Genomic DNA, 23,888 nt, shown 5'->3' with positions numbered 1-23,888 from the left:
TCATCCCCTGACCCTGGACCGCCAGCCATGACCAGAACCGCACTCTGCCTGCTGCTGTTGCCCTTCTGCACCCTCGCCGACGACGCCGAGCTCTGGCTGGTGGAGCTGGAGCACAACGACGGGGTGCGCCTGCAATTCCAGGGGGCCGAGCTGGAGCTGGGCAGTGCCGAGCTGCACGGTGTGACCCTGCCCGACGGGCTCGTGCCCGGCATGCGCCTCGCGATCCAGAGCCGTTACGGCGTGGCCGAGACGATCCGGGTGCTCGACGGGGCGCCGGATCCGGCGCTCGGGGCCAACTGGCGGCGAGCGGAGGATCGACTGCTCACCCACTCGGGACAGGCATTGCTGCTGCAGGATCTCGGCGTGCTGGTGTTTGATGCCGACACTCGCTGGATCAACGGCAGCGTCGCCGATCTGCAACCGGGTCTCCGCCTGGTGCTGAGCCGGGATGAAGAGGGCCTCCTCACCGACATCCTGATCCCCAATCCGGAAGATGATCCGAACGAACCCTGAGTCAGCCGCGCCCACAGGTCTGACTTGTTAAAACCTTGTACTTTCAAATTCCCCACTTATACTGGCGCCATCTTGTCGGAGTGCTGACCGTCGAACGACGCTAAGCTGAGACCGTTAATTCGGGATCCGTGGAACCTGATCAGGTTAAGACCTGCGAAGGGAAACAAGGGTAACTTGCGGGTTACCGCGCCGGGGAAGGAGCACCTTCCCGCCAGCCGGAGGCAGACCGCCTCTGGCTGGCACAGGCGCACAGAGGGGGAGGCTGTCCCGTCCGGTTGTCCATAGGGCGCCGGGTTTCCAGACTAGGGAAACACCGGGACGGCAGGGCAGGGAAAATCCATCCCCCGCTCCCCCGAACACATCCCGCCGCAAGTTCATCTTCTCCTCGAACTCCAGACAAGCAAATACCCATAACTTCAACCAGTTAATGTGAGTTTTGCTATGTCTACCAATGTTTCTGATACCACCAAATCCAGCCGCCGCGAGCAGCGCTCCAGCGCCCAGGCCTTTATCGACAGCCTCAAGGGGATGGCCCACCCCAACTCCCGCCGCATCTTTATCGAAGGCTCCCGCGCCGATATCCGGGTGCCGCTGCGTGAAATCCAGCTGGCCGACACCTTCGTCGGCGGCACCAAGGAAGCTCCCCAGTTCGAGCCCAACGAGCCGGTGCCGGTTTACGATACCTCGGGCCCTTATGGGGAAGAGGCCGCCCCCATCGACGTGCGCCGCGGCCTGCCGCGCCTGCGCGAGGCCTGGGTGCTGGAGCGCGCTGACACCGAGGCACTGGAGGGGCTGAGCTCCACCTTCACCCAGGAGCGACTGGCCGACGAGGGGCTGGATCACCTGCGCTTCGAACATCTGCCGAGCGCCCGCCGCGCCAAGCCGGGCCGCCGGGTCACCCAGCTGCACTACGCCCGTGCTGGCATCGTCACTCCCGAGATGGAATTTATCGCCATTCGCGAGAACATGGGGCGCGAGCGGGTGCGCTCCGAGCTCCTGCGCACCCAGCATCCGGGCCAGGGCTTTGGCGCCAGACTGCCCCAGAACATCACCCCCGAGTTCGTGCGCGATGAGGTGGCCGCCGGTCGCGCCATCATCCCCAGCAACATCAACCACCCGGAAGCTGAGCCCATGATCATCGGCCGCAACTTCCTGGTGAAGATCAACGCCAACATCGGCAACTCGGCGGTCACTTCCAGCATCGAAGAGGAAGTGGAGAAGCTGGTCTGGTCCACCCGCTGGGGCGCCGACACCGTGATGGATCTCTCCACCGGCCGCTACATCCACGAGACCCGCGAGTGGATCCTGCGCAACAGCCCGGTGCCCATCGGTACCGTGCCCATCTATCAGGCGCTGGAGAAGACCAACGGCATCGCCGAAGACCTCACCTGGGAGCTGTTCCGCGACACCCTGCTGGAGCAGGCCGAGCAGGGGGTGGACTACTTCACCATCCACGCCGGCGTCCTGCTGCGCTTCGTGCCGATGACCGCCAAGCGCCTCACCGGCATCGTTTCGCGCGGTGGCAGCATCATGGCCAAGTGGTGCCTGTCGCACCACAAGGAGAACTTCCTCTACGAGCACTTCCGCGAGATCTGCGAGATCTGCGCCGCCTACGACGTGAGCTTGTCGCTGGGTGACGGTCTGCGTCCGGGCTCCGTCTACGACGCCAACGACGAGGCCCAGTTCGCCGAGCTGCGCACCCTGGGCGAGCTCACCAAAATTGCCTGGGAATACGACGTGCAGGTGATGATCGAGGGCCCCGGCCACGTGCCCATGCACATGATCGAGCGCAATATGACCGAGCAGCTGGAGCACTGCCACGAGGCGCCCTTCTATACCCTGGGTCCGCTCACCACCGACATCGCCCCCGGCTACGATCACTTCACCTCCGGCATAGGCGCCGCCATGATCGGCTGGTACGGCTGCGCCATGCTCTGCTACGTCACCCCCAAGGAGCATCTGGGGCTGCCGAACAAGGAGGACGTGAAGCAGGGGCTCATCACCTACAAGATCGCCGCCCACGCCGCTGACCTTGCCAAGGGCCACCCCGGCGCCCAGATCCGCGACAACGCCATGTCCAAGGCGCGTTTCGAGTTCCGCTGGGAGGATCAGTTCAATCTGGCCCTGGATCCCGACACCGCCCGCGCCTATCACGACGAGACCCTGCCCCAGGAGTCCGGCAAGGTGGCCCACTTCTGCTCCATGTGCGGGCCCAAGTTCTGCTCCATGAAGATCACCCAGGACGTGCGCGACTATGCGGCGAAACTCGAAGCGGTGGAGATCAAGCTGGTCGGCATGGACGGCCAGCAGGAGCGGGTGGTGGCCGAGGTGGAAGGCGGCATGGCCCACAAGGAGCCGGAGACCTTCAAGAAGGTCGATGTTGAGAGCGGCATGGCCCGCATGGCGGAAACTTTCAAGGAGACCGGCGGCGAGATCTACCATCAGGCTGCGACCCTGAAGCAGGCCGCAGGGGAGGAGGCGTGAGCAGCGAGCGCGGGGCTGTCAGCCCCGCCGACCTGTCCGCCGTGACGGCGGCCCCGCGCCCCGTGGTCTGGACCATCGCCGGGTCCGACTCCGGCGGCGGGGCCGGCATTCAGGCCGACTTGCACACATTGCACGACCTCGGCGTGCACGGCTGCTCCGTCATCTCCGCCATCACGGCCCAGAACTCGGTGGCGGTGAAGATGGTCGACCCCGTGTTGATGCAGACCTTCACCGCCCAGATCGACGCCCTGGGGCTGGATCTGCCACCCGCCGCCATCAAGATCGGTCTGCTGCCGACCCGGCTCCATGTGGAGGTGCTGGCCCGCAGGTTGTCGACTGTCGAGGCTCCCTTCGTGGTCTACGACCCGGTGGCCATCGCCAGCACCGGCACCCCCATGGCCGAGCCCGGCATGCTGGCGGCGGTGCGCGAGCACCTGCTGCCGCGCCTCTCCTTGATCACCCCCAACGGCCCCGAGCTGGAGGCCCTGACCGGACTGCCCGCCACCAGCCCCGAACTGGTGCGCCTCGCCGCCCGCCGCCTGCGTGAACTCGGTGCCCGCGCCGTGCTGGTGAAGGGGGGGCACCTTGAGTGGGGCGGGGATCTCTGCCTCGACTACTACCAGGACGAGACTCGCGAATTCTGGCTCGCCGCGCCGCGCCTCGATACCCGCCATGGTCACGGCACCGGTTGCTGCTACGCCAGCGCCATCGCCGCCGTGGTGGCGCAGGATTATCCGGTGGAGGACGCCATCACCCTGGCGCGTGCCTACCTGCAACAGGGGCTGGCGGCGGCGCAGGGGGTGGGGGCGGGCCCGGGGCCCATCGCCCATCTCGGCTGGCCCGCCGATCTTGCTCACTTCCCCCGTGCCGTGCTGGCGAGCTCAACCCTGGATCGCCGCTTCGGACTGTATGAGACAAGCAGCGCCCGTCTGCCGCAGGGTCCCTTTGCCGCAACCGAACAGCATCTGGGCCTCTATCCCGTGGTGGATTCGGTCAAGTGGCTCAAGCGCCTGCTGGGGGCCGGGGTCAAGACGATCCAGCTGCGGATCAAGAATCTGCCCGCCGCTCAGGTGGCACAGGCCATTGCTGAGGCTGTGGCACTCGGTCGCCGCCATGGGGCGCGGCTCTTTATCAATGACCATTGGCAGCAGGCCATAGCGGCGGGTGCCTGGGGCGTACATCTGGGGCAGGAGGACATGGAGACCGCCGATCTCGCCGCCATTCAGGCGGCCGGGCTGCGCCTTGGCATCTCCACCCACGGCTACTTCGAGCTGATGCGGGCGCGCGAGCTGGCCCCCTCCTATGTCGCGCTGGGTCATATCTTCCCGACCAACACCAAGGCGATGCCTTCGCGCCCGCAGGGGCTGGTGCGTCTGCACCGCTACCGCGCCCTAATGTGCGACTGGCCGACGGTGGCCATCGGCGGCATCAGCGAGGAGCGGGTGGCGGCAGTCAAGGCAAGCGGGGTCGGCAGCATTGCGCTGGTCTCGGCCATCACCGCCTGCGACGACTGGCAGGGGGCGACCGAGCGGCTGCTCGCTGCCGTGGGGGCAGGGGATGAGCCACGCTCGGCGCAACTTATGACCGACATGCAGGAGGTAGTCCATGCTCTCTGATGCTGAGTATTTGCGATACGGCCGCCAGCTGATGCTGGCGGAAGTAGGGGAGGCGGGTCAGGCGCGGCTGAAAGATAAGTCCGTGCTGATCGTCGGTCTCGGCGGGCTCGGCTCGCCGCTTGCCCTCTATCTGGCGGGGGCCGGGGTGGGCACCTTGTGGCTGGCCGATGGCGATACGGTGGATTCCAGCAATCTGCCGCGCCAGATCCTGTTCGATAGCGAGGCGGTCAACCACTCCAAGGCGGAGTTGGCCCGCGAGCGGTTGGCCGCCCACAACCCGCTGGTGGAGCTGATCGCCATCAACCAGCGGCTCGATGCCGCCAGCCTGCCGGAGTTTGTGGCCGAGGTAGATCTGGTGATCGACTGCTGCGACAACCTCGCCACCCGCCAGGCCATCAACGCCGCCTGCGTGGCTCAGGGCAAGCCCTGGATCTGTGCCGCCGCCGTGGGCTGGCAGGGACAGCTGATGGCGCGCACAGGTACGGATCACGCCTGCTACGCCTGCCTCTATCCGCAGGATACCGAGATCAAGGAGAGCTGCGAGACCAGCGGCGTCACCGGCCCGCTGGTGGGGGTGATGGGCTCCTTGCAGGCGCTGGAGGCACTGAAACTGCTGCTCTGTATGCCGAGCCCGGTGGCCGGCACATTGCGCCGCTTCGATGCTTTGACCCATCAGTGGCAGACCCTCACTCTGGCCCCCGATCCCGATTGCCCGGTTTGCGGGCCGCACAAGGAAATCACCCCATGACCCTCACCATTCGACTCAACGATAAAGATCAGCCGCTGGCGGCAGGGCAGAGCGTGGCCGACCTGCTGGCCGCGCAAGGGGTCAATCCCCAGGGGGTGGCGGTGGCCCTTAACGGCGCCGTGCTGCCCCGCAGCCGCTGGCCCGAGACCCGTCTCAATGACGGGGATGAACTTCACCTCTTCACCGCCATTGCGGGAGGCTGACCCATGATGCTCGCAGTCCCATCTTCGAGCGCTCTGCCTTGCGGCGGGGCCTCATCTCTTCTTATCGCAGTGGCCGGAGGCTGACATGCTGACAATTGCCGATCACTCCTTCTCCTCGCGCCTCTTTACCGGCACCGGCAAGTTTGCCCGTCCGGACCTGATGGCCGCCGCCATCGAGGCGAGCGGCTCCCAGCTCGTCACCATGGCCATCAAGCGGCTCGAACCCGGCAAGGCCCACGACGATATCCTGAGCCCCTTGCAGCAGCTCGGGGTCAAGCTCTTGCCCAACACCTCAGGCGCCAAGACCGCCGCCGAGGCGGTGTTTGCCGCCCACCTCGCCCGCGAGGCGCTGGGGACGAACTGGCTGAAACTCGAGATCCACCCCGATCCGCGCTATCTGCTGCCCGATCCCATCGAGACGCTGAAAGCGGCCGAGCAGCTGGTGAAAGAGGGTTTTGTGGTGCTGCCCTACTGCGGGGCCGACCCCGTGCTCTGCAAACGGCTCGAAGAGGTGGGCTGCGCCGCCGTGATGCCGCTCGGCGCGCCGATTGGTTCCAATCAGGGGTTGGTGACCCGGGAGTTTCTCTCCATCATCGTCGAGCAGGCCAATGTGCCCGTGGTGGTGGATGCGGGGATAGGTGCGCCGAGCCATGCGGCGGCGGCCTTTGAGCTCGGTGCCGATGCCGTGCTGGTCAACACCGCCATCGCGGTGAGCGGCGACCCGGTCGCCATGGGCCGCGCCTTTGCGCTCGCCTGCTCCGCTGGTCGCAGCGCCTATAAGGCGGGCCTAGGGGCGCGCGGCGTGCAGGCCCAGGCCTCCAGCCCGCTCACCGATTTTCTGGGGGCGCTATGAGTCAGCATGCCAATGACCCCACCCCGACCCTCCCCTTGCCAGGGGAGGGAGTGTCGACTCCGCCCTCTTGTGAAGTAGGAGACCGGGGGGGCGGATTAACACCTCCCCCTTGTGAAGGGGGAGGCCGGGAGGGGGTTGAGAGAAAGACAGAGAGTTTTCTCGATAGATGGCGCGAGCTGGAGTGGGACGATATCGGCATGCAGATCCGCGCCAAGACCGCCGCGGACGTGGCGCGGGCCCTGAGCGCCCCCCGTCGCACCCTGGCCGACTTTATGGCGCTGATCTCGCCGGCCGCCGAGGCGTATCTGCCGCAGATGGCGGCCGAGGCCGAGCGGCTGACCCGCCAGCGCTTTGGCAACACCATCGGCTTCTATGTGCCGCTCTATCTGTCGAACCTCTGCGCCAACGACTGCACCTACTGCGGCTTCTCCATGAGCAACCGCCTCAAGCGCAAGACCCTGAATGCAGAGGAGATTGAACGCGAGTGTCTGGCCATCAAGGCGCGCGGTTTTGACAGCGTGCTGCTGGTGACCGGTGAGCACGAGCACAAGGTGGGGCTCGCCTATTTTCGCGAGGTGATGCCCATCATCCGCCGCCACTTCAGCACGGTGGGGATGGAGGTGCAGCCCCTCTCGCAGGCCGACTATGCCGAGCTGAAGACCCTCGGCCTCGATTCGGTCATGGTCTATCAGGAGACCTACCACGCCCCCACCTATGCCCGCCACCATCTGCGCGGCAACAAGCGGGACATCGCGTGGCGCCTCGCCACGCCGGATCGGCTCGGCCGCGCCGGTATCGACAAGATAGGGTTGGGGGCGCTGATCGGTCTCTCTGCGGACTGGCGTGCCGACAGCTACTTCGTCGCCGAGCACCTCGCCTGGCTTGAGCGCCACCACTGGCAGAGCCGCTACTCGCTCTCCTTCCCGCGCCTACGCCCCTGCACCGGTGGGCTGGAACCTGAAGTGGTCATGTCGGATCGCCAGCTGGCCCAGCTTATCTGTACCTGGCGCCTCTTCTCGCCGACCCTGGATTTGTCGCTCTCGACCCGCGAGTCGGCCACCTTTCGCAACGGCGCGGTGCGCCTTGGCATCACCCAGATGTCGGCCGAGTCGCGCACCCAGCCGGGTGGCTATGCCGAGGGGGATGCAGAGGAGCTGGAACAGTTTGCCATCCACGACGACCGCCCGGTGGGGGAAGTGGCCGCCACCGTGCGGCAGGCCGGGTTGCAGCCGGTGTTCAAGGACTGGGAACCGTTTTTGGGCCGATAGGGGCGGCCACGCCCCCCCTTTGCTGGGCAGCCCCCCCGGCATGGCGGCCGGACTCCGCTGCCTGCGGCAAGTCTGATGGCACGGCGTCGCCGTGCCGTCGTAGGTTTGATTAGCGAAGCGTAATCAGACGTTCGCGGAGTTTGTCGAGGTGACTAGCCGTAGGGTCGATTAACCGTCAGGCGTAATCGTCCGCTCCGTGTGATAGGGGAATGGCACGGCCTTGCCGTGCAGGACGCGAGGCCGTCGGCCTCGAAGGGGTTTCGCCCGCCCTTCGGGCTTGGGCGAGTAACTTTTCTTTGCGTGGCCAAAGAAAAGTCACCAAAAGAAAGGCCACCCCCGCCAATCCGACCGCTACGCGGTTTCCCTCGGGTCAGGTGCAAGGTCGGACGGACCGCCGCAGACGGCACATCCCTGTGCCGGCTGCGTCTGCGCCATCATCCCTGATGGCGCTCCTTACCTTGCCCCTTCCCCTCGGCGGATTGGAGGGGGAACAAATACCGGGCCCACCATAACCTCAAGGGGAATGCAGGTTGTATGGAGACGGTATTCACCTGACAGTTGCCCACAAAAGGGAGTGGTCATACGGCTTCAAACCGGATAACAAAACGGTACCCCTACCGTGTTATCTGGAGTCACCGTATGACCACCAACGAGAAAGTAGCACGTCGCAAACTCAGCCTGCTAGAGCTCGCCAAAGAGCTCAATAATGTCAGCAAAGCCTGCAAGCTCATCGGCTACAGCCGTCAGCAGTTCTACGAAATTCGCCGTAATTACCAGACCTATGGCGCCGAGGGCTTGCTCGACAAATTGCCCGGCTGTAAAGGGGCTCATCCCAATCGGGTCGCTCCCGAGATTGAACACGCCATCCTCGATTACTCCCTCACCAGACCAACTCATGGCCCGCTGCGGGTCGCGCAAGAACTGGCTCTGCAAGGCATCAATGTCAGTGCGGGCGGTGTGCGTGGCGTGTGGCAACGGCACGACTTGCTCTCCAAACACGACCGCTTGCTGCGCCTTGAGAAAACTCACCGGGAGCAGACCATTGAGCTCAATGACGAGCAGATTCGCCTGCTCGAACGCTTCAGCCCCGAGTTTCGCGAACGCCAGATTGAGGTTCACTACACCGGAGAACTGGTGGCGGTCGACACCTTCTTCGTCGGCGCGCTCAAGGGGGTTGGCAAGGTGTATCTGCAAACCGTGCTGGACTGCTATAGCCGCCACGCCTGGGGACGGCTCTACACCAGCAAGCTGCCGGTGACCTCGGTTCATGTGCTCAATGAAACGGTACTGCCGTTTTTCGAGGCCCACGAGGCACGGGTCTATACCATCCTGTCGGATAACGGGCGCGAGTTCTGTGGACGAGCTGACCACCATCCCTACGAGCTGTTCCTGCAACTGGAGGGGATTGAGCACCGGACAACCAAGGTACGCAGGCCGCAGAGCAACGGCTTTATCGAACGGCTGCATCGCACACTGCTGGATGAACACTTCCGTATCAAGGGGAGGACGACCTGGTATGAGTCGGTAGAGCAGATGCAGACAGACCTGGATAGCTACCTGGAACACTACAACACCCAGCGGCCACATCAGGGCAGGATGATGGAGGGACAGACGCCTTACAGCATGTTCAAGAAGGGTCTGAAATTGATACCGAAGGAAGTGCGCACTAAAGTAGCGTAAACAAGACACCGGTTTGAGGCCGGTGTCAGGTGATAACTAGATCTGTACATGCAGGTGATAACTAGATCTGAACAAACTAGACCTGTACAGATTGTTAATTTTTTTGTTTTCTTGCGAGGTTATAGCTCCTCTTGGCATTTATTAAATAGTCACAGTGTTCCATTATTTTTTTGATAAATTCTTCAACTAGTTCAATGGAGTAATAGTGTAGTTCTGGGTTTGCATTTTTGTAATGGAACTTGTTGTTGCATGACTTCCACGAATTCTTGAATGCGACAGCATCGAAACAATTTTTATTTATTAGTGGGGCTCCTGTTTTATTGTTATGTGATAAATGCTTTTTAAGAATCGCTTCATCATATCTGTCTTGTAGGCGAGAGTTTATTTCATTGATTGCATCCTTCTGTAAGAACGGGTGGGTCTTTTCTCTGTCGGTTGGTTTTTCTATTATTAGTGCTTGCCTGAGGGCTTCAATGCCATCCTCAGCTCTGGTTAATGCTATTGTATTCCCTTGAGCATCATCGGTAGCAAATATAAGTTTTACATTAAGTGGGATGGCAAACTCAATGTCATTGCTTTGATTTACCTCATTCTCGATAGATGTTGCTAATTCTAGGATGTCATCAGCTATGTCACCATAAGTTGATTTCATTATGGATATAGGTGGTGATTTAAACTCACCAACTAAAGAGATCATGCCCGTGTGGCTATTATTTATAAATGACACCTCAGTGAAACTTTCGAATTGTGAAGTGTAGTTAAGGACGCCAGACTGAAATACTCTGGAAATAATTCCTTGTATCTCAGGCATAAGTAGATGAACAGCCTGATCTCTAAAATAAGCAACCTGCTCTATATTTTTTCTTATCTTAGAGTTGGAAGGATAATACCTTTCTAAGCACTCTCGTAAGGATATAGTTTCTTTGAATCCTTTAGTCTTAGTTCTAAAGATAGATTTTTCACCATCTCTTTCTATTAGTGCAGCTTTTAAAAATTGCTCCCACGCTGTGCAAAAACACATTGAGAAAGCATCCATCTTGTTTTCTAAGGATGGTCTGTTGTATAACTCCAAGGCAAGGAGCATGTTGTCTTTTGATTTTGCCAATAATGCTTTGGCTAACTTTGATCTGCAGTTGTGACCTAGTCCCCTCCTGTTTTTGGATTGGGATAGCAATTTTGAAAACTCTACTTCTGATATATTTTGGCAGTTAGATGCATCATATAAACCATCAGGAGTTTCACTGATGAAGTCTGCTAGCTGACCTTTTATCCAATAAGTTCTGAATGTTGTTGCTTTCCATCCTGTCGCAGAAAGAACATCTTCTAGGGAGAAAGGGACTCCATTTTTTTCTTTTTCTTGAAGAAACAGGAACAAAGAAGAAAGGGACTTACTTATTTTCATAAACACCCCGATTCAATGATTATCTATTATGTATTCAAAATTGTCTTGTGGCAGTGTAGCTTTAACGATTCGTAAGCTGAAGCATTTGAGCCTTTTAATGTGAGGTGGTGCACCTTCTAGATCGTCTATGCGAAATGATGGAATGTGGATTCTGAGGTATTCTCCCTTTTTATTGGGGGCCGAAATTCAATCTGTAGGGCTGAGATCTAAATTACGATGATCATCACTCACCTCAGATAATCCTGTAGGGTTATCTCCGTTAAGAAATTTTGTCTGCGGTAACAAGGGTATAAATATGCGCATCAAGAGGCTGACCATGGAGGAATATGCGGTTCCTCGCCCGACACTCAAAGGTAGCCCCTACAGCGATGGCAACAGCTTTGTTGGCGATGTTGCCAACCCCCATCACGCTCTCCAGTCGAAATAGGCCCAACTGCTGCAAACCAAAGCCACACAGCAGGGTGGCCGCCTGCCGGGCGACCCGTTGCCGATGTTCATGTCCGACATAATCCGCACCTTATCACCCATGCAGACATAGTGACCTACGGTACTACTTCTCTTGTCAGGGCGTGGCGCTGCCCAGTTGCTTGAGGTAAGCGGTCAGTGAGAATGGCTGAGCAAATTCCTGCATGCCTGCCAGCCTGTCCAGCTCCGCCTGCCCCATCTGCTGCAACTGGGTTTGCTGGGCTGGCGTCAGGGTGGTAGTCCTCGCCTTGATCAAGGTGTCGAGAAAGGTGCGGTCTCCCTCTACCGCCTGATGGAACGCCTTGAGCGCCAGCACATCGACCTCTGCTGCAGTGCAGCGCTCCATGCTTTTCTCATGCAGATAGATCAGCACGGTCACTTGTTGTCCCCTCTCCAGTGACCAGAAGGGGTCGCTTTTCGCGGGCAGAGTGGCGCCGTGTTGCGACTTGATGGCTTCGCACCGCTCAAACGCCGGGTCCAGATCGTGCAGTGACAGCGCCATGGCGCCTTGGCAGGCGAAGAGCAGCAGAAGGGCAAATTTACTTGTTGTATGAGGCATGGACACATTTCCAGAACTGGGATTCTTTACCTGCTGAAGACCATGCCATGGGTTCAACAACCTGATTCAGTTTGTGGCGCAGGATATTGGGGATGCCTTCCATCGCCTGGCCATACAACTCCCAATCGTAATCACTGATGTTGTAGGCAACGTCCTTGGCACTTCTCGGGTCGCTGAAAATCGTATAAAGCGGTGTGGCGGAAACGGCGACAGCCAGTTGATTGGCGCTGTCTACAAGCTGGTCCATTTGCTCCAGGGCATCGATTGAACGGGAGCTCAATGTCAGTCCTTTGATCGGACATGTAGCTATCCCCATGATACTCTCCTGCTTTATCGGACATGAATGAGGCCAAATTGGATATCATTTATGCAACCGATGATCAAATTAAAAGCTGAAAAATGAGAGTCATATCGCCCTGTGTCGCGTGATGCCGAGCATGAAGAGATAGGCATTGATCATGATGTTATTGGTTGTTGGGCTTGTTGCAGGTAGCTACCTCTTGTCGGGTTGGGGGCGCTTTGCAGAGAGGCGTTTTGTATGTGGGTCATTCTTGATGCTCCTGTATCTTGCCCTCTATTACCTTTTTCCTTCTGATCTCGTCGGTAGCTCCATCCATCAAGGGCGTCTGGGGCAATATCTGCCGGTCTTGTCCTACGCCGCCATCTTGTTTGGTGAAGCCATTTTTCCCTTCGACAAGGGAAGGTATATCCCTTGGGTAGGTGTTGGTGGGTTGATCGCCGCCTCTCTCTATCACCTGGTGTTCTTCGCTATTCAGTAGCGCAATATGGTCACAACGGCGGTGTTGCGCTCAGGCCTCATTTGATTCGAGGTATTCTCTGGCACTGTCTGTTCGCCAGTCTCTGTCGCCCCCTGACCATGTGCGCATCGACCCGGGGCGGGTTTGTCTCTAGCATGGAGGGGAGGCGGAGCCGGGCTCCGTCAAACTGGATGATGGACGAAGTGCGCCTTGCGGACTTCTGGCGGAGAGAAAAGATGAAGCTGCGTTCCTTGTTGATGGTGGGTGCCCTGTTGCTGGGCGGTTGTGCGGTCAATCCCTATGGGGGGACGCCTGCGCCAGTGGGAGAGCCGGACAAGCCGGTGACCAAACCAGAGAAACCCGTGGCCGAGCCTGACAAGGCCGAGCCGGTGCCGGCGCCCAAGCCGGTGGCGCCGACGGGGCTGGCGGTCTCCATGGCGGACGCCTTCCTGAAGTCTGCCGAGGTGCAGTCGATCGCGGGCAGCAGCCCGGTGCTGCTGCTGATGGCACCCCAGAACGGTACAGGTGAGCCCTTCAGCACCCAGCCCATGGCGGTGGCCATGATCCAGCGCATTCAGGCCAACAGCGGCTTTCGCTTCGCCGACCCGGGCCAGGTGGCGGCCATCACGGGTCAGCTCGAATACCAGCAGGGGGGCATGAATCCCGCCTCCCTGGTGCGCCTGGGTCGCCAGACCGGGGCGGGCTACATGCTCTACGGGGATCTCGTCTCCGAGGGGAGCCGCTACCGGCTCGCCATGAGCCTGATGGATCTCAAGAGCGGCGAGCTGCTCTGGAACGCCAGCCGCTCCGCCGCCCGCTGATACCTCTCGCCGGATCCCGCTCGGGCGGGATCCGGCCTCGCCCGTGATATCCCCCGGCCTGTCCTGCGACCGGGGCCGGCTTGCCGATGTTGCAGGCGGCCTCCTCCGCCTTTCCCATGCGCCGTCGATGCGCAGTACGAACTGATCGATCATGGCCCGGCGGCGGATCTTCCCTTCTGTGCGATACTCCGTGAGTCCTGTATAACAGGGGGAGCCTCCCCTCAGATAACAAGGAGCACGGATGGCGCTCTCAGTGGCACAACTCTATGAAGTGATGGCCCAGCTGCCGGATCCCGTCTTCATCCTCAGCGAAGACGGTTATTACATCGAATACATCGGCGGGGTGGAGCAGCAGTCCTACCAGAACGGCAATCCGCTCATCGGCAGGCGACTGCTGGACGTGCTGCCCGAGGACAAGGCCCTGTGGGTGATGGCGCAGGTGGCCCAGGCCCTCGCCAGCGGCCAGGTGCAGGTGGTGGAGTATGACCTCTCCCCCGCCGAGGTGGACGGCATCGATGCCGAGGCGGGCCCCCAGGGGATGCAGCGCTTCGAGGGCAAGATAGCGCCGCTGCCCTCCCTCTACGACGGCAAGCGGGCGGTGGCCTGGGTGACCCGCAGCATCACCCGCCAGCACGAGCTGCAACAGCGGCTCAAGCGGCTCGGGGAGACGGATCAGCTCACCGGCCTCTACAACCGTCACTTCTTCTTCGAACACTATCACCACAGGGTGCAGGGGCAGCAGCTCACCGGCCTCATCATGCTGGATCTCGACCACTTCAAGCAGATCAACGATCGCTTCGGCCACCAGACCGGGGACAGGGTGCTGTGCCGCGTCTGCGACTGCGTGGCCGCCCAGCTGCGGGGGGAGGATCTGTTCGTGCGCAGCGGCGGCGAGGAGTTCCTGATCCTGCTACCGCAGATAGACGAGGGGATACTGCTGAAGGTGGCTGAGCGGATCCGCGCCGCGGTGGCGGCCCTGGCGCCGGATCCCGCCCCCGTGACCGTGAGCCTGGGCACCACCCTGATCCGGCCGGGAGAGGATCTCGGCACCGTGCTGGCCCGGGCGGACGAGTGGCTCTATCGGGCCAAGCGGGGCGGGCGCAACCGGGTGGCCCACGCAGGGGATCCCTGAAAGGCACCCAGGCTTGCAACGAAAGAGGGCGACATAGTGTCGCCCTCTTTCATTTGTCTGCGTCTGGGCGCCGTTTCAGCCAAACAGCGTCGAGATATTCTGGCCCGCCATCAGCAGGCCGATGGCCAGCGCGCTGAACCAGACCAGGGTGGCACTCACCAGGGCGTAGCCGAGGGCGACGAAGAGACCGTCCCGCTGCAACATGCCGATGGCCAGCAGCAGGATGGCCCAGGCGGGCATGGCGTTGGTGAAGGGAATGGCGCCAAGGGGCAGCATCAGCAGCAGGGCCGCCAGCATGATCAGCAGACCGTTGCAGCGGTTGATGGCGTAGCTGCCGGTCAGGATCAGCAGGCGCGGCCGGATGAGGCGGTCGATGCGGGCCAGCAGATCCGCCCCCTTGTGCAGGGCCGGTTTGATGTGCTCGGCGGCGAAGCGGCGCTCCATCAGGACGGCGGGCAGCCAGGGCACCCGGTTGAGGGTGATGCCGATGCCGATGAAGAGGATCAGCAGCCCGAACGGGGTGCTGACGCCGGGGATGGAGACCGGCAGCAGGAAGGGGACGGTGAGCAGCACGCAAAACAGCAGCATGCCCTGCTCGCCCACCAGGGCCAGCATCTGGCGCAGGCTGATGTGGCTCTCATCGATGGCGTGGGCGGTGGCCCTCAGAGTATCGGCAAGTGTGCTTTGGGGGTCGTTGAGTTGCGCGGCAACCATTCCTGGGATCCTCATCCTGTTGACGCCACCTCTGTGGCGCCGCCAGCTTACGCAGCAGAGGTTAATCCCAGATGAATAATGTGAACCGGCGCAAGAAATGGATCTCGGGGCCGGGGACCCAACGGGGTGATACAGGCCCCATCAAGGGCGAGCGTCGCGGGCTCTGATATGCTTTTCGCATATTTTTGTCGAAGGGAGAGGACCATGAGGGGAGCGAAGAGGATGGTGTCGGGGTTGTTGCTGCCCCTGGCGGGCTGGGCTGCCGAGCCCCCCGCGCCTGGCTGGCAGCTGACGCCCTTTGCGGGATACAGCTCGTCCATCGACTTCGAGGCCATGGACGAACCCGAGCCCACGCCCCATGGCGGCGACCTCGACAGCCTGCAGGGGGAGAGCTCGGGCAGCTGGGGCCTCTTCATCAGCAGGGAGGTGGACGATCCGGGCATGATAGAGCTGCTCTACAGCCACCAGTCCACCCGGGTGTCCCCCGAGCTGCCCGACAGGCTGGCGGTGGATACCCTGCACTTCGCCGGGGCCCTGTTTCTCTCAGACAACCTGATGGCGCCCTATCTAGGCGCGGGGATAGGGGTGACCCGCTTCGACGCCTACGACAGCGAGACGGCTCCCTCCATGTCCCTGGCGCTCGGGGTGCAGCCGCGCCTGGCGGAACACCTGGCGCTGCGGGCCGAGGTGCGCGGCTACGGCTCCCTGGTCAACGACGACAGCGCGTTTCTCTGCAACCCCGAGGTCTGCGCCTTCCGGGTGCGGGGAGAGCTGATCACCCAGTGGCAGGCCAATATCGGCTTGACCCTGAGGTTCTGAGCCCCGCTCGGGCTAGACGATGCCCTTGGTGAGGCGACTCAGGGGCTCGTTGACGTCGAACACCTTGTACTGCACCGAGCTGGCGCCCATGGCGAGCACCCGCTGCTCGTGCATGGTGGCGTAGGCGAGGGCGCTCCCCTCATCCTCGAACAGATAGATGCCGCCCGCCTCGCCGGTGCGCGGGTTCTCGGTCCAGATCTTGGAGATGAAGCCCGGCTCCCGGGTGATGGACTCGGCCAGCGGCATGGCCGCGGCGGTGAGGGCCGGCCCCATCATCTCGGCGGGGAAGTTGAAATGGATCTGCAGCAGGCTGGGCATGATAAACCTCTCGTGGCGTTGATTGACGGAATCCGCATCATAGGAAGCCGGCATCTTGGCTGCAAGAAGGCACATTTTCGTGGCATAGTTACCGCAAAGTAACCACTCTCGAGCCATCCCGTGTCCCCACTGCCCTGTCCCGCCTATCGGGTGTTACGCCTGCTGACCGGCAAATGGAAGCCGGCCATCCTGTTTCATCTGCGTGCCCAGACCCTGCGCTTTGGCGATCTGCGCCGCTGCCTGCCCGAGGTGAGCCAGAAGGTGCTCACCGCCCAGCTCAAGGAGCTGGAGAGTGACGGCGTCATCACCCGCACCCTCTACCCGGACGTACCGCCCAGGGTGGAGTATGCCCTGAGCCCGCTCGGCATCGCCCTGATCCCCCTGCTCCAGCAGATGCACGATTTTGCGCTGAACCACGCCGACCTGCTGGCAGGGGAGGATCCTGCTTCTAGCGAGCCCGCAGCAACCGGCGGCTGAGGGCGGTGACCGCCAGCAGCCGGTAGCCGAGCAGGGTGAGCGCCAGCAGCGCGGGCACCTTGAGGAGTTCCCACCACACCAGCTTGCCCTGGGGGCCGAAGATCATCAGCCACACCACCAGCATCATGTGCAGACAGTAGAGGCCGAGCACCTTGGGCGCCTGGCGCTCCAGCCAGCTGCCTTTGCCCCACGCCGGGTTGGCCAGCAGCAGGCCGAACAGCCCCAGCGCCCAGGGCAGGGAGCCCAGCAGGAAGTCGTGACGAGCGAGGGGGACGGCGGCAACGCGCAGCAGGCCTGCGGCCTCCAGGGCGTAAAGCCCCATCCCCGCCACCATCATCAGGGCGCAGCGCCTGGCGTCCGGCTGCCAGGTGCGCAGGCGCAGCTCGGCGCCCAGGGCCACGAAGAGCAGGGAGAAGAAGGGGCCGTTGCGGGTCAGCAGGGCCCATTCGCCCCCCAGCAGCGGGCCATAGGAGCCGCCGATCAGGGCAAGTCCGTAGAGCAGGGCGCCCAGCAGCAGGGCCAGTCTCGGCAGGCGGGCCCGCTGGCAGAGCCCCAGGATCAGCACAGCCACCATCAGGGCGGGCAGGAACCAGAGGTGGATCATGCCGCCCACCCACCAGACGTTGAGCGGATCCCCCAGTTGCATCTGCCACTGGCCCGCCATGGCGGGCAGATAGCCCTCGCTCACCGCCGCGACCGGATTGAAGGGCACCAGCAGATAGAGCAGGCTCCAGGCCAGCCAGAGCCCCAGCAGGGGGCGGCAGTAGCGCAGTGCGACCGTCAGTGGGTGACCCGCGGCGAGGACGGGTTGCAGGAAGTAGCCGGCGCACAGGAAGAAGAGCGGCACCGCGAAGCGGCAGAGCTGATTGATGACGGCCCCGAGCAGGGGGTAGGGCGTGCCGTCCCACAGGGCGGGGTCGAACGGATTGCTGAAGGGGGAGAGATGAATGGTCATCACGGCCAGGATGGCCACCACTCGCCCGCATTCGATGCTGGAGATGCGCATGATTCCTCGCGGTGTTCGGGATCTGGGCGCACCCTATCAGCCGCAGGCGCTCCCTATCCAGCCGCCTGGTCGCCAACTGTGACCCTCATCGGCGGCCGGTTACCCTTTGTTACCTCGGCCGACGGGGTGTTACTCCGTGGATGCCGGTCGCGGGCTGCGGCTCAGAGCAGGGCCACCAGCACCGTGGTCAGGGCGCCCAGCAGCAACAGGGCGATGCCGCGGCCGGCGGGGCCGTGCAGCTTGTTCCACATCAGCAGGCTGGTGAGGGCCAGCAGCAGCATGGCCAGGGCCGCCAGATCCCCGAACAGCTGCCAGGGCAGCCCGGTGCCCATGCCGCGGTGCAGCCGGTTGAGGCTGGCGGCGAAGTTGGCCTGCTGCAGCTCGGTGCGCACCAGCAGGGTGCCTTCCACATAGCTGGCGGCCACGCTCTGGCTGAGGGTGACGCCGCGCAGCTCCCAACGGGCCGGCAGGGTGAGGGATCCGGATGGTGTGGGCAGGGTCTGGGGCGGGGTGATCTGGGGTCGCCCCTCCTCGAACATGTCTGCATAACGCTGTTGCAGCAGGGCTTTCAATTCATCCGGGCTGGCCAGCGGCGTGCTCAGCACTATCTCCTCGCTGGATTTCCCGGTGTGGGGGCCGGGCAGCGGCAGCACGGCCCTGTGTTGCAGCCAGAGGCCGGTGAGGCCGTAGAGCAGCATCAGGGTGAGGGTGGCAAAGCCGGCCCAGGCGTGGATGCGGCGCACCCACTTGTTGTTGTGCAGGGGGAGTCTTCTGCGTGTCATTGCTCGTGTGTCACAGAGAGCCTGGCCAGCGAAAGGCTGGCCAGGGGAGGGGAGAATTAGAAACGGTAGGCGGCGGTCAGGTGCAGCTGACGGGGCGTGCCCGGCATGATCTGGGCCGCGCTGGTGGCGCTGACGAAGTAGTCGTGATCGGTCAGGTTCTCCACGCTGAGCTGGGCTTCCCACTGGGGCCAGCGGTAGCCGGCACGGGCGTCGAAGCGGGCGTAACCGGGCAAGGTGGTGGTGTTGGCGTTGTCGGCGAAGCGATCCCCCACCGCCGTCACCCCGGTCTCGCCGAACCAGCCCTGCTGGCCGCTCTGGTAGCCGGCGAACAGCTGGCCGTTCTGGCGGGAGACGTTCATCGGCCGCTTGCCTTGCAGGTCCGCGTCCGCCTTGACCTGCTCGGCGTCCTGGATGGCGACGCCGCCGCGCAGATAGATCTCGTCGGTCAGCTGGGCACGGGCGCTCAGCTCGATGCCGTCGGTGCGCTGCAGACCGGTGAGGATCACCCGGGTGGGCTCCAGCGGATCCTTGCTGCGCTTGTTGTACATCTCCAGCCGGTAGAGGGAGAGGGTGGTGGCGAGGCGGCCGTTCAGCCAGTCGCTCTTCACGCCCCCTTCATAGAGCCGGGTGTGCTGGGGATCCAGGTGGTTGTTCTTGTCCCCCGGGGTGATGCCGATAAGCTCCCCGCCCACCGGGGTGAAGGTCTTGCTGTAGGAGGTGTAGAAGGCGTGCTCCTCGATGGGGTTCCACACCAGGCCCAGGCGCGGGCTCAGGCTGGTGACCGAGAGGGTCTCCTCCTTGTCGAGGTCGTTGCGGCGGCTGGTGACGGTGAAGTCATCCCGGCGCAGGCCCGCCAGCAGGTGCCAGTCGCCCAGGCTGAGCTGATCCTGCACGTAGAGGCCATAGCCGCGCACCCTGTGATGGGCGTCGCTGGAGAGCTTCATGGCGCCGTCATAGGTGGGCAGGGAGCCCGGATCGTAGAGATCGCCCGGTGGGATCGGGCTGGCGTTCTGGTAGAGCTTGGGGGTGCGCTCCTGCCAGCCCTGCTCCAGGCCCACCAGCAGACGATGGGCGATGGGGCCGGTCTGCAGCTGGCCTTCCGCCTCGGTGTTGCTGGTGAGGCTGCTGGCCTTGAGATCCTGCTGCCAGCGGGCGCGGGTCACCTTGTCACCCTTGGCGCTGGTGACATAGGTGTTGTCGAACTGGCTGTCGAGGGTGGTGTAGCCGAGCTGCTGGCGCAGCTGCCACTGATCGTTGATGTCCCAGGTGAAGCGGGAACGGGTGGATTGGGCCAGGTCGTCGATGAAGTCGCGGCGGGTGTCGCTGTAGACGCTCTCGATGGGCACGTCCGCCGGGCGACCATCGACGCCGGGGATACCGCGATCCGGGGTGCGATCGTGCTCGTTGCGCTCGTACTGCACCAGCCAATTCAGGGCGTCGGTGATCTCCCAGTTGACGGAGGGGGCCAGCAGGGTGCGCTTGCTGGTCACGTCGTCGCGAAAGCTCTCCTTGTCCTCCTGGGCCAGGTTCAGGCGCAGCTGCACCCGTTCACCCGCCTCGCCGTTGAGATCGGCGGCCAGGCGTCGGCTGTCGAAGCTGCCGACCCGGGCGCTGACGCTGGAGGCCTGCCCTTTCTGGGGGACCTTGCTGACCCGGTTGACGATGCCGCCCGTGCTGCCACGGCCGTAGAGCACGGCGGCGGGGCCCTTGAGCACTTCGACCCGCTCGATGTTGCCAAGGTCGCGGGTGTACTGCATGTCGTCCCGCAGGCCGTCGAGGTAGAAGTCGTTGCTGGCGCTGAAACCGCGGATGGTGACGCCGTCGAAACGGGTGTCACCGCTGGCGTTGACGCCGGGGATGCCGGTCAGGGCTTCACTCAGGGTGGGCTGACCGAAGGCGGTCAGCTCGCTTGCCTTGACGCTCTCGATGCTCTGGGGCACCAGCTTGGCCGGGGTGGCGGTACGGGTCGCGGTGGCGACCTCTTCATGTTGGCTGCGTTTGCCGACCACGGTCAGGGTTTCGTCTTCGGCACGGGGGCTGGTGCAAACCGCCAGCAAGGCGACGCCCAGCAGGGCGCGCGGGGGGGGGGAATGGTTCATCTGGGTGTGACTCTTTGTCGACCAATCGGCCTGAACTTGTTGATTTATTTGTAATTATTGATTTCTCTCATCGCGAGAGGTTGCTAATGATATTGATTTTCATTTGCCTTGCAAGGAGAAGATGCAAGAAAAAGAGATCATTGGCGGGCAGGCACTGAGGGGGCTGGAACCTCGGGGAAAAGGCCGGGGTAACCTTGGTTCGGTTCGGGGGGGAGGCTACCATGGTGGCCTCGCGCCTTGGCGCACCATCCGGCATACACAGGGAGAGAAACATGGTCGAGATCATCAGGGCGGATCTGCACAACCCTCGTCACGGCGAGGCGCTGATCGCGATGCTGGACGCATACGCCAGGGACGAGATGGGGGGAGGCAGTGCGCTGGCGGACGAGGTGAAGGCGAATCTGGCCGCAGCCCTGGCCGCGCGACCCGGTGCCCACGTGCTGCTGGCCTGGGTCGATGGGGAGCCTGCTGGCGTTGCCACCTGCTTCGAGGGCTTCTCGACCTTCGCCTGCCAGCCCCTGCTCAATATCCACGATCTGGCGGTGCATCCGGCCCAGCGCGGCCGCGGCATCGGCAAGCGGCTGCTGGCGGAGGCGGAGCGGCTCGCCCGGGAGCTCGGTTGCTGCAAGCTGACCCTGGAGGTGCTGGAGGGGAACAAGGTGGCTCAGGCCGCCTACCGGGCCAGCGGTTTTGCGGGCTATGAACTCATTCCCGAGGTGGGCCGGGCCCTGTTCTGGCAGAAGAAGCTCTGAGCCGCAGTGACAATGCGATCTCGCCAAATGAAAAACGGCGCGCAGAGGGTTCTGCGCGCCGTTTTTTGGGGTTCAGCTTGGGGCCGACTTAGAAGTCGTAGCGGGCCGCCAGCTGGAAGTCATCCTTGGTGTTCAGCTTGCCGCTGTCATTGCTGTCGAGGTTGTTGATGCGGTACTCGCCGATGACGCGCAGATTCTTGTTGAACTTGTACTGGGCACCCAGGGTGTAGTAGTCGATGGAGTCGTAGTCGGACTTGCCGCTCTGCTCCACCTTCTGCTTGTTCCACAGGGCCATCAGGCCGAAGCCGTTCTCGAAGTTGTAACCCAGCGCCCCTTCCCAGCCGGTGTGATCCTTGCCGGTGGCCAGGAAGTCGCTGCCGTCGGCATAGCTCAGGGCGGCGTAGACGGCCTTGTTGTCGTACTTGGCGGAGAGCAGCCACAGCTTGGCATCCTCTTCACCGCTCTTGTCGCGGATCCCCACGTTGTAGGCGGTACCCAGGGCCAGGTTGAACGGGAAGGTATAGGCCAGGGCGGCGCCGTAGGCGGCATCGCTGTCCTTGCTGGTGGTCTCTTCGGTGTCACCGCCGTCGAACTTGTAGCTGGTGTCTACCTGGAAGCCGTTGAACAGGCCGGAGTACTTCAGCACCGAGCCGGCACGGTTAGTAGCGAAGGTGTCGGTCTTGGCGCCCAGCGCCTCGTTGCCGTAGCCGTCGGAGAGGGAGACATCGGTCCAGTCAGCCAGGAAACCCGGGGCCCCCTTCTGGCGACCGAAGGTGACGTTGCCCCAGTCGGCACCCACCCCGGCGAAGGCCAGACGGGTGCGCATGTTGTCGGAGTTTTCGCTGACGGTCTTCTCGCTGTCGTTGATGTAGATCTGCAGCTCGTACTGGGCCAGCGCCTTGAGACCCGGGTTGATCTCGCTCTCTGCCTTGGCACCCAGGCGGACAAACTGGTTGGCACCCTGCTTGTCGCTGTACTCGTTCTTGATGTCGCCATTGGCATCCAGCTCCTTCTTCTCGCCGAAGAACTGGCCGGCGTAGATGCGACCGTAGAGGTCGAGCAGGGTGCTTTCGTTCTTGTAGACTTCGACGGCTTGGGCCTGGAAGGCGGCGGTGAGAGCCAATGCCACTACTGTGAGCTTTTTCATCATGATCCCTTGTGTTGCAAGCTGCTGTTTTAAAAGACGGGGCCATGCTAGAAGCGGCAGATGACGGCGGGGTGACGGTGCGGTGAACAAGCCGTGGCAGTTTGGTGTCAATTGGATGAAAGTCCGCGATTTATATGGCTGGCCGCCACTTTTACGCGCAAAGGTTTGCCCTTGTGATAGAATGCCGCCCGTTTTCGAGCTCCTAAGGTTGGATATGCGATGAGACGTGAACTGGCAATCGAATTTTCCCGAGTGACGGAAGCGGCTGCACTGGCCGGCTACAAGTGGCTCGGACGTGGTGACAAGAATATCGCCGATGGCGCGGCCGTGGCGGCCATGCGCCACATCCTCAATCAGATCCAGATCGATGGCGAGATTGTGATCGGCGAAGGGGAGATCGACGAAGCCCCCATGCTCTACATCGGCGAGAAGGTGGGCACGGGTCAGGGCGACGCCGTGGACATCGCGGTCGACCCCATCGAGGGGACCCGCATGACCGCCATGGGTCAGGCCAATGCCCTGGCCGTGCTGGCGGTGGGCGACAAGGGATCCTTCCTCAAGGCCCCCGACATGTACATGGAAAAGCTGATCGTGGGCCCGAAGGCGAGAGGCGCCATCGATCTCGATCAGGCCCTGGAGCTGAACCTCAAGGCCGTGGCCAAGGCGCTCGGCAAGCCCCTCTCCCGTCTGACCGTCATCACCCTGGCCAAGCCGCGTCATGACAAGGCGATCAAGGAGATGCAGGGTCTGGGGGTGCGGGTGTTCGCCATTCCCGACGGCGACGTGGCGGCCTCCATCCTCACCTGTCTGCCGGACAGCGAAGTGGACATGCTCTACGGCATTGGTGGCGCCCCGGAAGGGGTGATCTCGGCCGCGGTGATCCGCGCCCTGGACGGCGACATGCAGGCCCGCCTGATCCCCCGTCACCAGGTCAAGGGTGACAGCCCCGAGGTGCGCGCCCTGGGTGAACAGGAGATCGCCCGCTGCGAGGAGCTGGGCATCGACGTGAGCAAGGTGCTCAAGCTCGAAGATCTGGCCAAGAATGACAACGTCATCTTCTCCGCCACCGGCATCACCAAGGGTGATCTGCTGGAAGGGATCACCAGCGACGGCGTCATGGCGACTACCGAGACCCTGCTGATCCGCGGCAAATCTCGCACCATTCGCCGTATCAAGTCGATCCACTTCCTGGATCGCAAAGACAGCGTGGTACGCGACATCATCCTGTGATGTGCTGACTCCCGCAGCAAAAAGCCCGGCAGTGCCGGGCTT

At 62.5% G+C, this 23,888-nt stretch carries 24 protein-coding genes, 1 pseudogene and 1 riboswitch; of the genes and pseudogenes, 15 read left to right on the top strand and 10 right to left on the bottom strand.

Translation table 11 applies throughout. The annotated features are described in order from the left end of the window. Positions 1-27: 27 nt before the first annotated feature. The 8 genes from R2B70_RS18250 to R2B70_RS18215 all read left to right on the top strand — a co-directional run bounded on the left by R2B70_RS18250 (position 28) and on the right by R2B70_RS18215 (position 9,365). On the top strand, positions 28-513 hold the full coding sequence (locus tag R2B70_RS18250) for a hypothetical protein (RefSeq protein WP_318162172.1): 486 nt from the start codon (positions 28-30) through the stop codon (positions 511-513). A gap of 66 nt (positions 514-579) precedes the next feature. Next, a riboswitch (TPP riboswitch) is annotated at positions 580-693 on the top strand. A gap of 261 nt (positions 694-954) precedes the next feature. Then, positions 955-2,997, top strand: coding sequence for a phosphomethylpyrimidine synthase ThiC (thiC, locus tag R2B70_RS18245; protein WP_318162171.1), 2,043 nt, complete (start codon positions 955-957; stop codon positions 2,995-2,997). After that, a complete protein-coding gene (gene thiE / locus R2B70_RS18240) occupies positions 2,994-4,613 on the top strand; it encodes a thiamine phosphate synthase (protein ID WP_318162170.1) in 1,620 nt (539 codons plus the stop codon). The genes thiC and thiE overlap by 4 nt, the downstream gene beginning before the upstream one ends. Beyond that, positions 4,603-5,361, top strand: coding sequence for a HesA/MoeB/ThiF family protein (locus R2B70_RS18235; RefSeq protein ID WP_318162169.1), 759 nt, complete (start codon positions 4,603-4,605; stop codon positions 5,359-5,361). Before thiE ends, R2B70_RS18235 begins: the two co-directional genes overlap by 11 nt. Then, complete coding sequence (gene thiS, locus R2B70_RS18230; RefSeq protein ID WP_318162168.1) at positions 5,358-5,564, top strand: sulfur carrier protein ThiS; 207 nt, start codon at positions 5,358-5,360, stop codon at positions 5,562-5,564. The genes R2B70_RS18235 and thiS overlap by 4 nt, the downstream gene beginning before the upstream one ends. Before the next feature lie 85 nt (positions 5,565-5,649). Next, positions 5,650-6,417 (top strand): thiazole synthase, encoded by a 768-nt coding sequence (locus tag R2B70_RS18225; protein ID WP_318162167.1) that lies wholly within the window; start codon positions 5,650-5,652, stop codon positions 6,415-6,417. After that, positions 6,414-7,685, top strand: coding sequence for a 2-iminoacetate synthase ThiH (thiH, locus tag R2B70_RS18220; protein WP_318162166.1), 1,272 nt, complete (start codon positions 6,414-6,416; stop codon positions 7,683-7,685). The genes R2B70_RS18225 and thiH overlap by 4 nt, the downstream gene beginning before the upstream one ends. Before the next feature lie 639 nt (positions 7,686-8,324). Beyond that, the gene (locus tag R2B70_RS18215) at positions 8,325-9,365 is read left to right on the top strand and encodes an IS481-like element ISAs19 family transposase (RefSeq protein ID WP_318161979.1); all 1,041 of its coding nucleotides are present in this window, start codon (positions 8,325-8,327) and stop codon (positions 9,363-9,365) included. A 94-nt stretch (positions 9,366-9,459) separates the two neighbouring features. Here R2B70_RS18215 and R2B70_RS18210 read toward each other — a convergent pair whose 3' ends face one another. The 4 genes and pseudogenes from R2B70_RS18210 to R2B70_RS18195 form a co-directional block, all read right to left on the bottom strand. After that, positions 9,460-10,767, bottom strand: coding sequence for a DUF3644 domain-containing protein (locus R2B70_RS18210; protein ID WP_201901666.1), 1,308 nt, complete (start codon positions 10,765-10,767; stop codon positions 9,460-9,462). 259 nt (positions 10,768-11,026) lie between these two features. Next, a pseudogene (locus R2B70_RS18205) lies at positions 11,027-11,248 on the bottom strand (GNAT family N-acetyltransferase); the annotation flags it as partial. An 81-nt stretch (positions 11,249-11,329) separates the two neighbouring features. Next, positions 11,330-11,791, bottom strand: coding sequence for a hypothetical protein (locus R2B70_RS18200; RefSeq protein WP_318162165.1), 462 nt, complete (start codon positions 11,789-11,791; stop codon positions 11,330-11,332). Beyond that, positions 11,772-12,107, bottom strand: a complete 336-nt coding sequence (locus R2B70_RS18195; RefSeq protein ID WP_104451985.1) for a hypothetical protein — start codon at positions 12,105-12,107, stop codon at positions 11,772-11,774. The genes R2B70_RS18200 and R2B70_RS18195 overlap by 20 nt, the downstream gene beginning before the upstream one ends. Positions 12,108-12,249: 142 nt before the next feature. Between R2B70_RS18195 and R2B70_RS18190 the strand changes: the two genes are divergently transcribed. From R2B70_RS18190 to R2B70_RS18180, 3 genes are all read left to right on the top strand, one after another. Continuing rightward, a complete protein-coding gene (locus R2B70_RS18190) occupies positions 12,250-12,570 on the top strand; it encodes a hypothetical protein (RefSeq protein WP_104453191.1) in 321 nt (106 codons plus the stop codon). A 215-nt stretch (positions 12,571-12,785) separates the two neighbouring features. Continuing rightward, entirely contained in the window at positions 12,786-13,370 is a 585-nt protein-coding gene (locus R2B70_RS18185) for a penicillin-binding protein activator LpoB (RefSeq protein WP_219143379.1), read from the top strand. A gap of 241 nt (positions 13,371-13,611) precedes the next feature. Continuing rightward, entirely contained in the window at positions 13,612-14,502 is an 891-nt protein-coding gene (locus R2B70_RS18180) for a sensor domain-containing diguanylate cyclase (protein WP_209793755.1), read from the top strand. Positions 14,503-14,577: 75 nt separating this feature from the next. On the opposite strand, the gene R2B70_RS18175 is transcribed toward R2B70_RS18180, so the two are convergent. Beyond that, on the bottom strand, positions 14,578-15,216 hold the full coding sequence (locus R2B70_RS18175; protein ID WP_318162164.1) for an exopolysaccharide biosynthesis protein: 639 nt from the start codon (positions 15,214-15,216) through the stop codon (positions 14,578-14,580). Positions 15,217-15,438: 222 nt separating this feature from the next. Between R2B70_RS18175 and R2B70_RS18170 the strand changes: the two genes are divergently transcribed. Further along, positions 15,439-16,035: an outer membrane beta-barrel protein gene (locus tag R2B70_RS18170; RefSeq protein ID WP_412055171.1), complete on the top strand. Its 597-nt coding sequence runs from the start codon at positions 15,439-15,441 to the stop codon at positions 16,033-16,035. Positions 16,036-16,047: 12 nt separating this feature from the next. Here R2B70_RS18170 and R2B70_RS18165 read toward each other — a convergent pair whose 3' ends face one another. Further along, on the bottom strand, positions 16,048-16,353 hold the full coding sequence (locus R2B70_RS18165) for a monooxygenase (protein WP_318162162.1): 306 nt from the start codon (positions 16,351-16,353) through the stop codon (positions 16,048-16,050). A 120-nt stretch (positions 16,354-16,473) separates the two neighbouring features. Between R2B70_RS18165 and R2B70_RS18160 the strand changes: the two genes are divergently transcribed. Further along, positions 16,474-16,830: a helix-turn-helix domain-containing protein gene (locus R2B70_RS18160; protein WP_318162161.1), complete on the top strand. Its 357-nt coding sequence runs from the start codon at positions 16,474-16,476 to the stop codon at positions 16,828-16,830. Here the strand turns inward: R2B70_RS18160 and R2B70_RS18155 are convergent. From R2B70_RS18155 to R2B70_RS18145, 3 genes are all read right to left on the bottom strand, one after another. Beyond that, positions 16,802-17,836 (bottom strand): acyltransferase, encoded by a 1,035-nt coding sequence (locus tag R2B70_RS18155; RefSeq protein WP_318162160.1) that lies wholly within the window; start codon positions 17,834-17,836, stop codon positions 16,802-16,804. The two genes, R2B70_RS18160 and R2B70_RS18155, sit on opposite strands and share 29 nt — an antisense overlap. 161 nt (positions 17,837-17,997) lie before the next feature. Continuing rightward, positions 17,998-18,618, bottom strand: a complete 621-nt coding sequence (locus R2B70_RS18150; protein WP_318162159.1) for a PepSY-associated TM helix domain-containing protein — start codon at positions 18,616-18,618, stop codon at positions 17,998-18,000. Positions 18,619-18,674: 56 nt separating this feature from the next. After that, positions 18,675-20,717: a TonB-dependent siderophore receptor gene (locus tag R2B70_RS18145; protein WP_318162158.1), complete on the bottom strand. Its 2,043-nt coding sequence runs from the start codon at positions 20,715-20,717 to the stop codon at positions 18,675-18,677. Positions 20,718-20,989: 272 nt separating this feature from the next. Between R2B70_RS18145 and R2B70_RS18140 the strand changes: the two genes are divergently transcribed. Further along, the gene (locus tag R2B70_RS18140; protein WP_318162157.1) at positions 20,990-21,469 is read left to right on the top strand and encodes a GNAT family N-acetyltransferase; all 480 of its coding nucleotides are present in this window, start codon (positions 20,990-20,992) and stop codon (positions 21,467-21,469) included. Positions 21,470-21,557: 88 nt separating this feature from the next. Here R2B70_RS18140 and R2B70_RS18135 read toward each other — a convergent pair whose 3' ends face one another. Further along, positions 21,558-22,616 (bottom strand): porin, encoded by a 1,059-nt coding sequence (locus tag R2B70_RS18135; protein WP_318162156.1) that lies wholly within the window; start codon positions 22,614-22,616, stop codon positions 21,558-21,560. 219 nt (positions 22,617-22,835) lie between these two features. On the opposite strand from R2B70_RS18135, the gene glpX reads away from it, so the two are divergent. Next, complete coding sequence (gene glpX / locus R2B70_RS18130; protein WP_039040467.1) at positions 22,836-23,846, top strand: class II fructose-bisphosphatase; 1,011 nt, start codon at positions 22,836-22,838, stop codon at positions 23,844-23,846. The last annotated feature ends 42 nt before the right edge of the window (positions 23,847-23,888 follow it).

This window comes from Aeromonas sp. XH (assembly GCF_033348475.1).
Lineage (GTDB): Bacteria > Pseudomonadota > Gammaproteobacteria > Enterobacterales > Aeromonadaceae > Aeromonas > Aeromonas sanarellii.
Note: the sequence above shows the minus strand (reverse complement) of the source record. Positions and strands in the feature narration are given on the sequence as shown.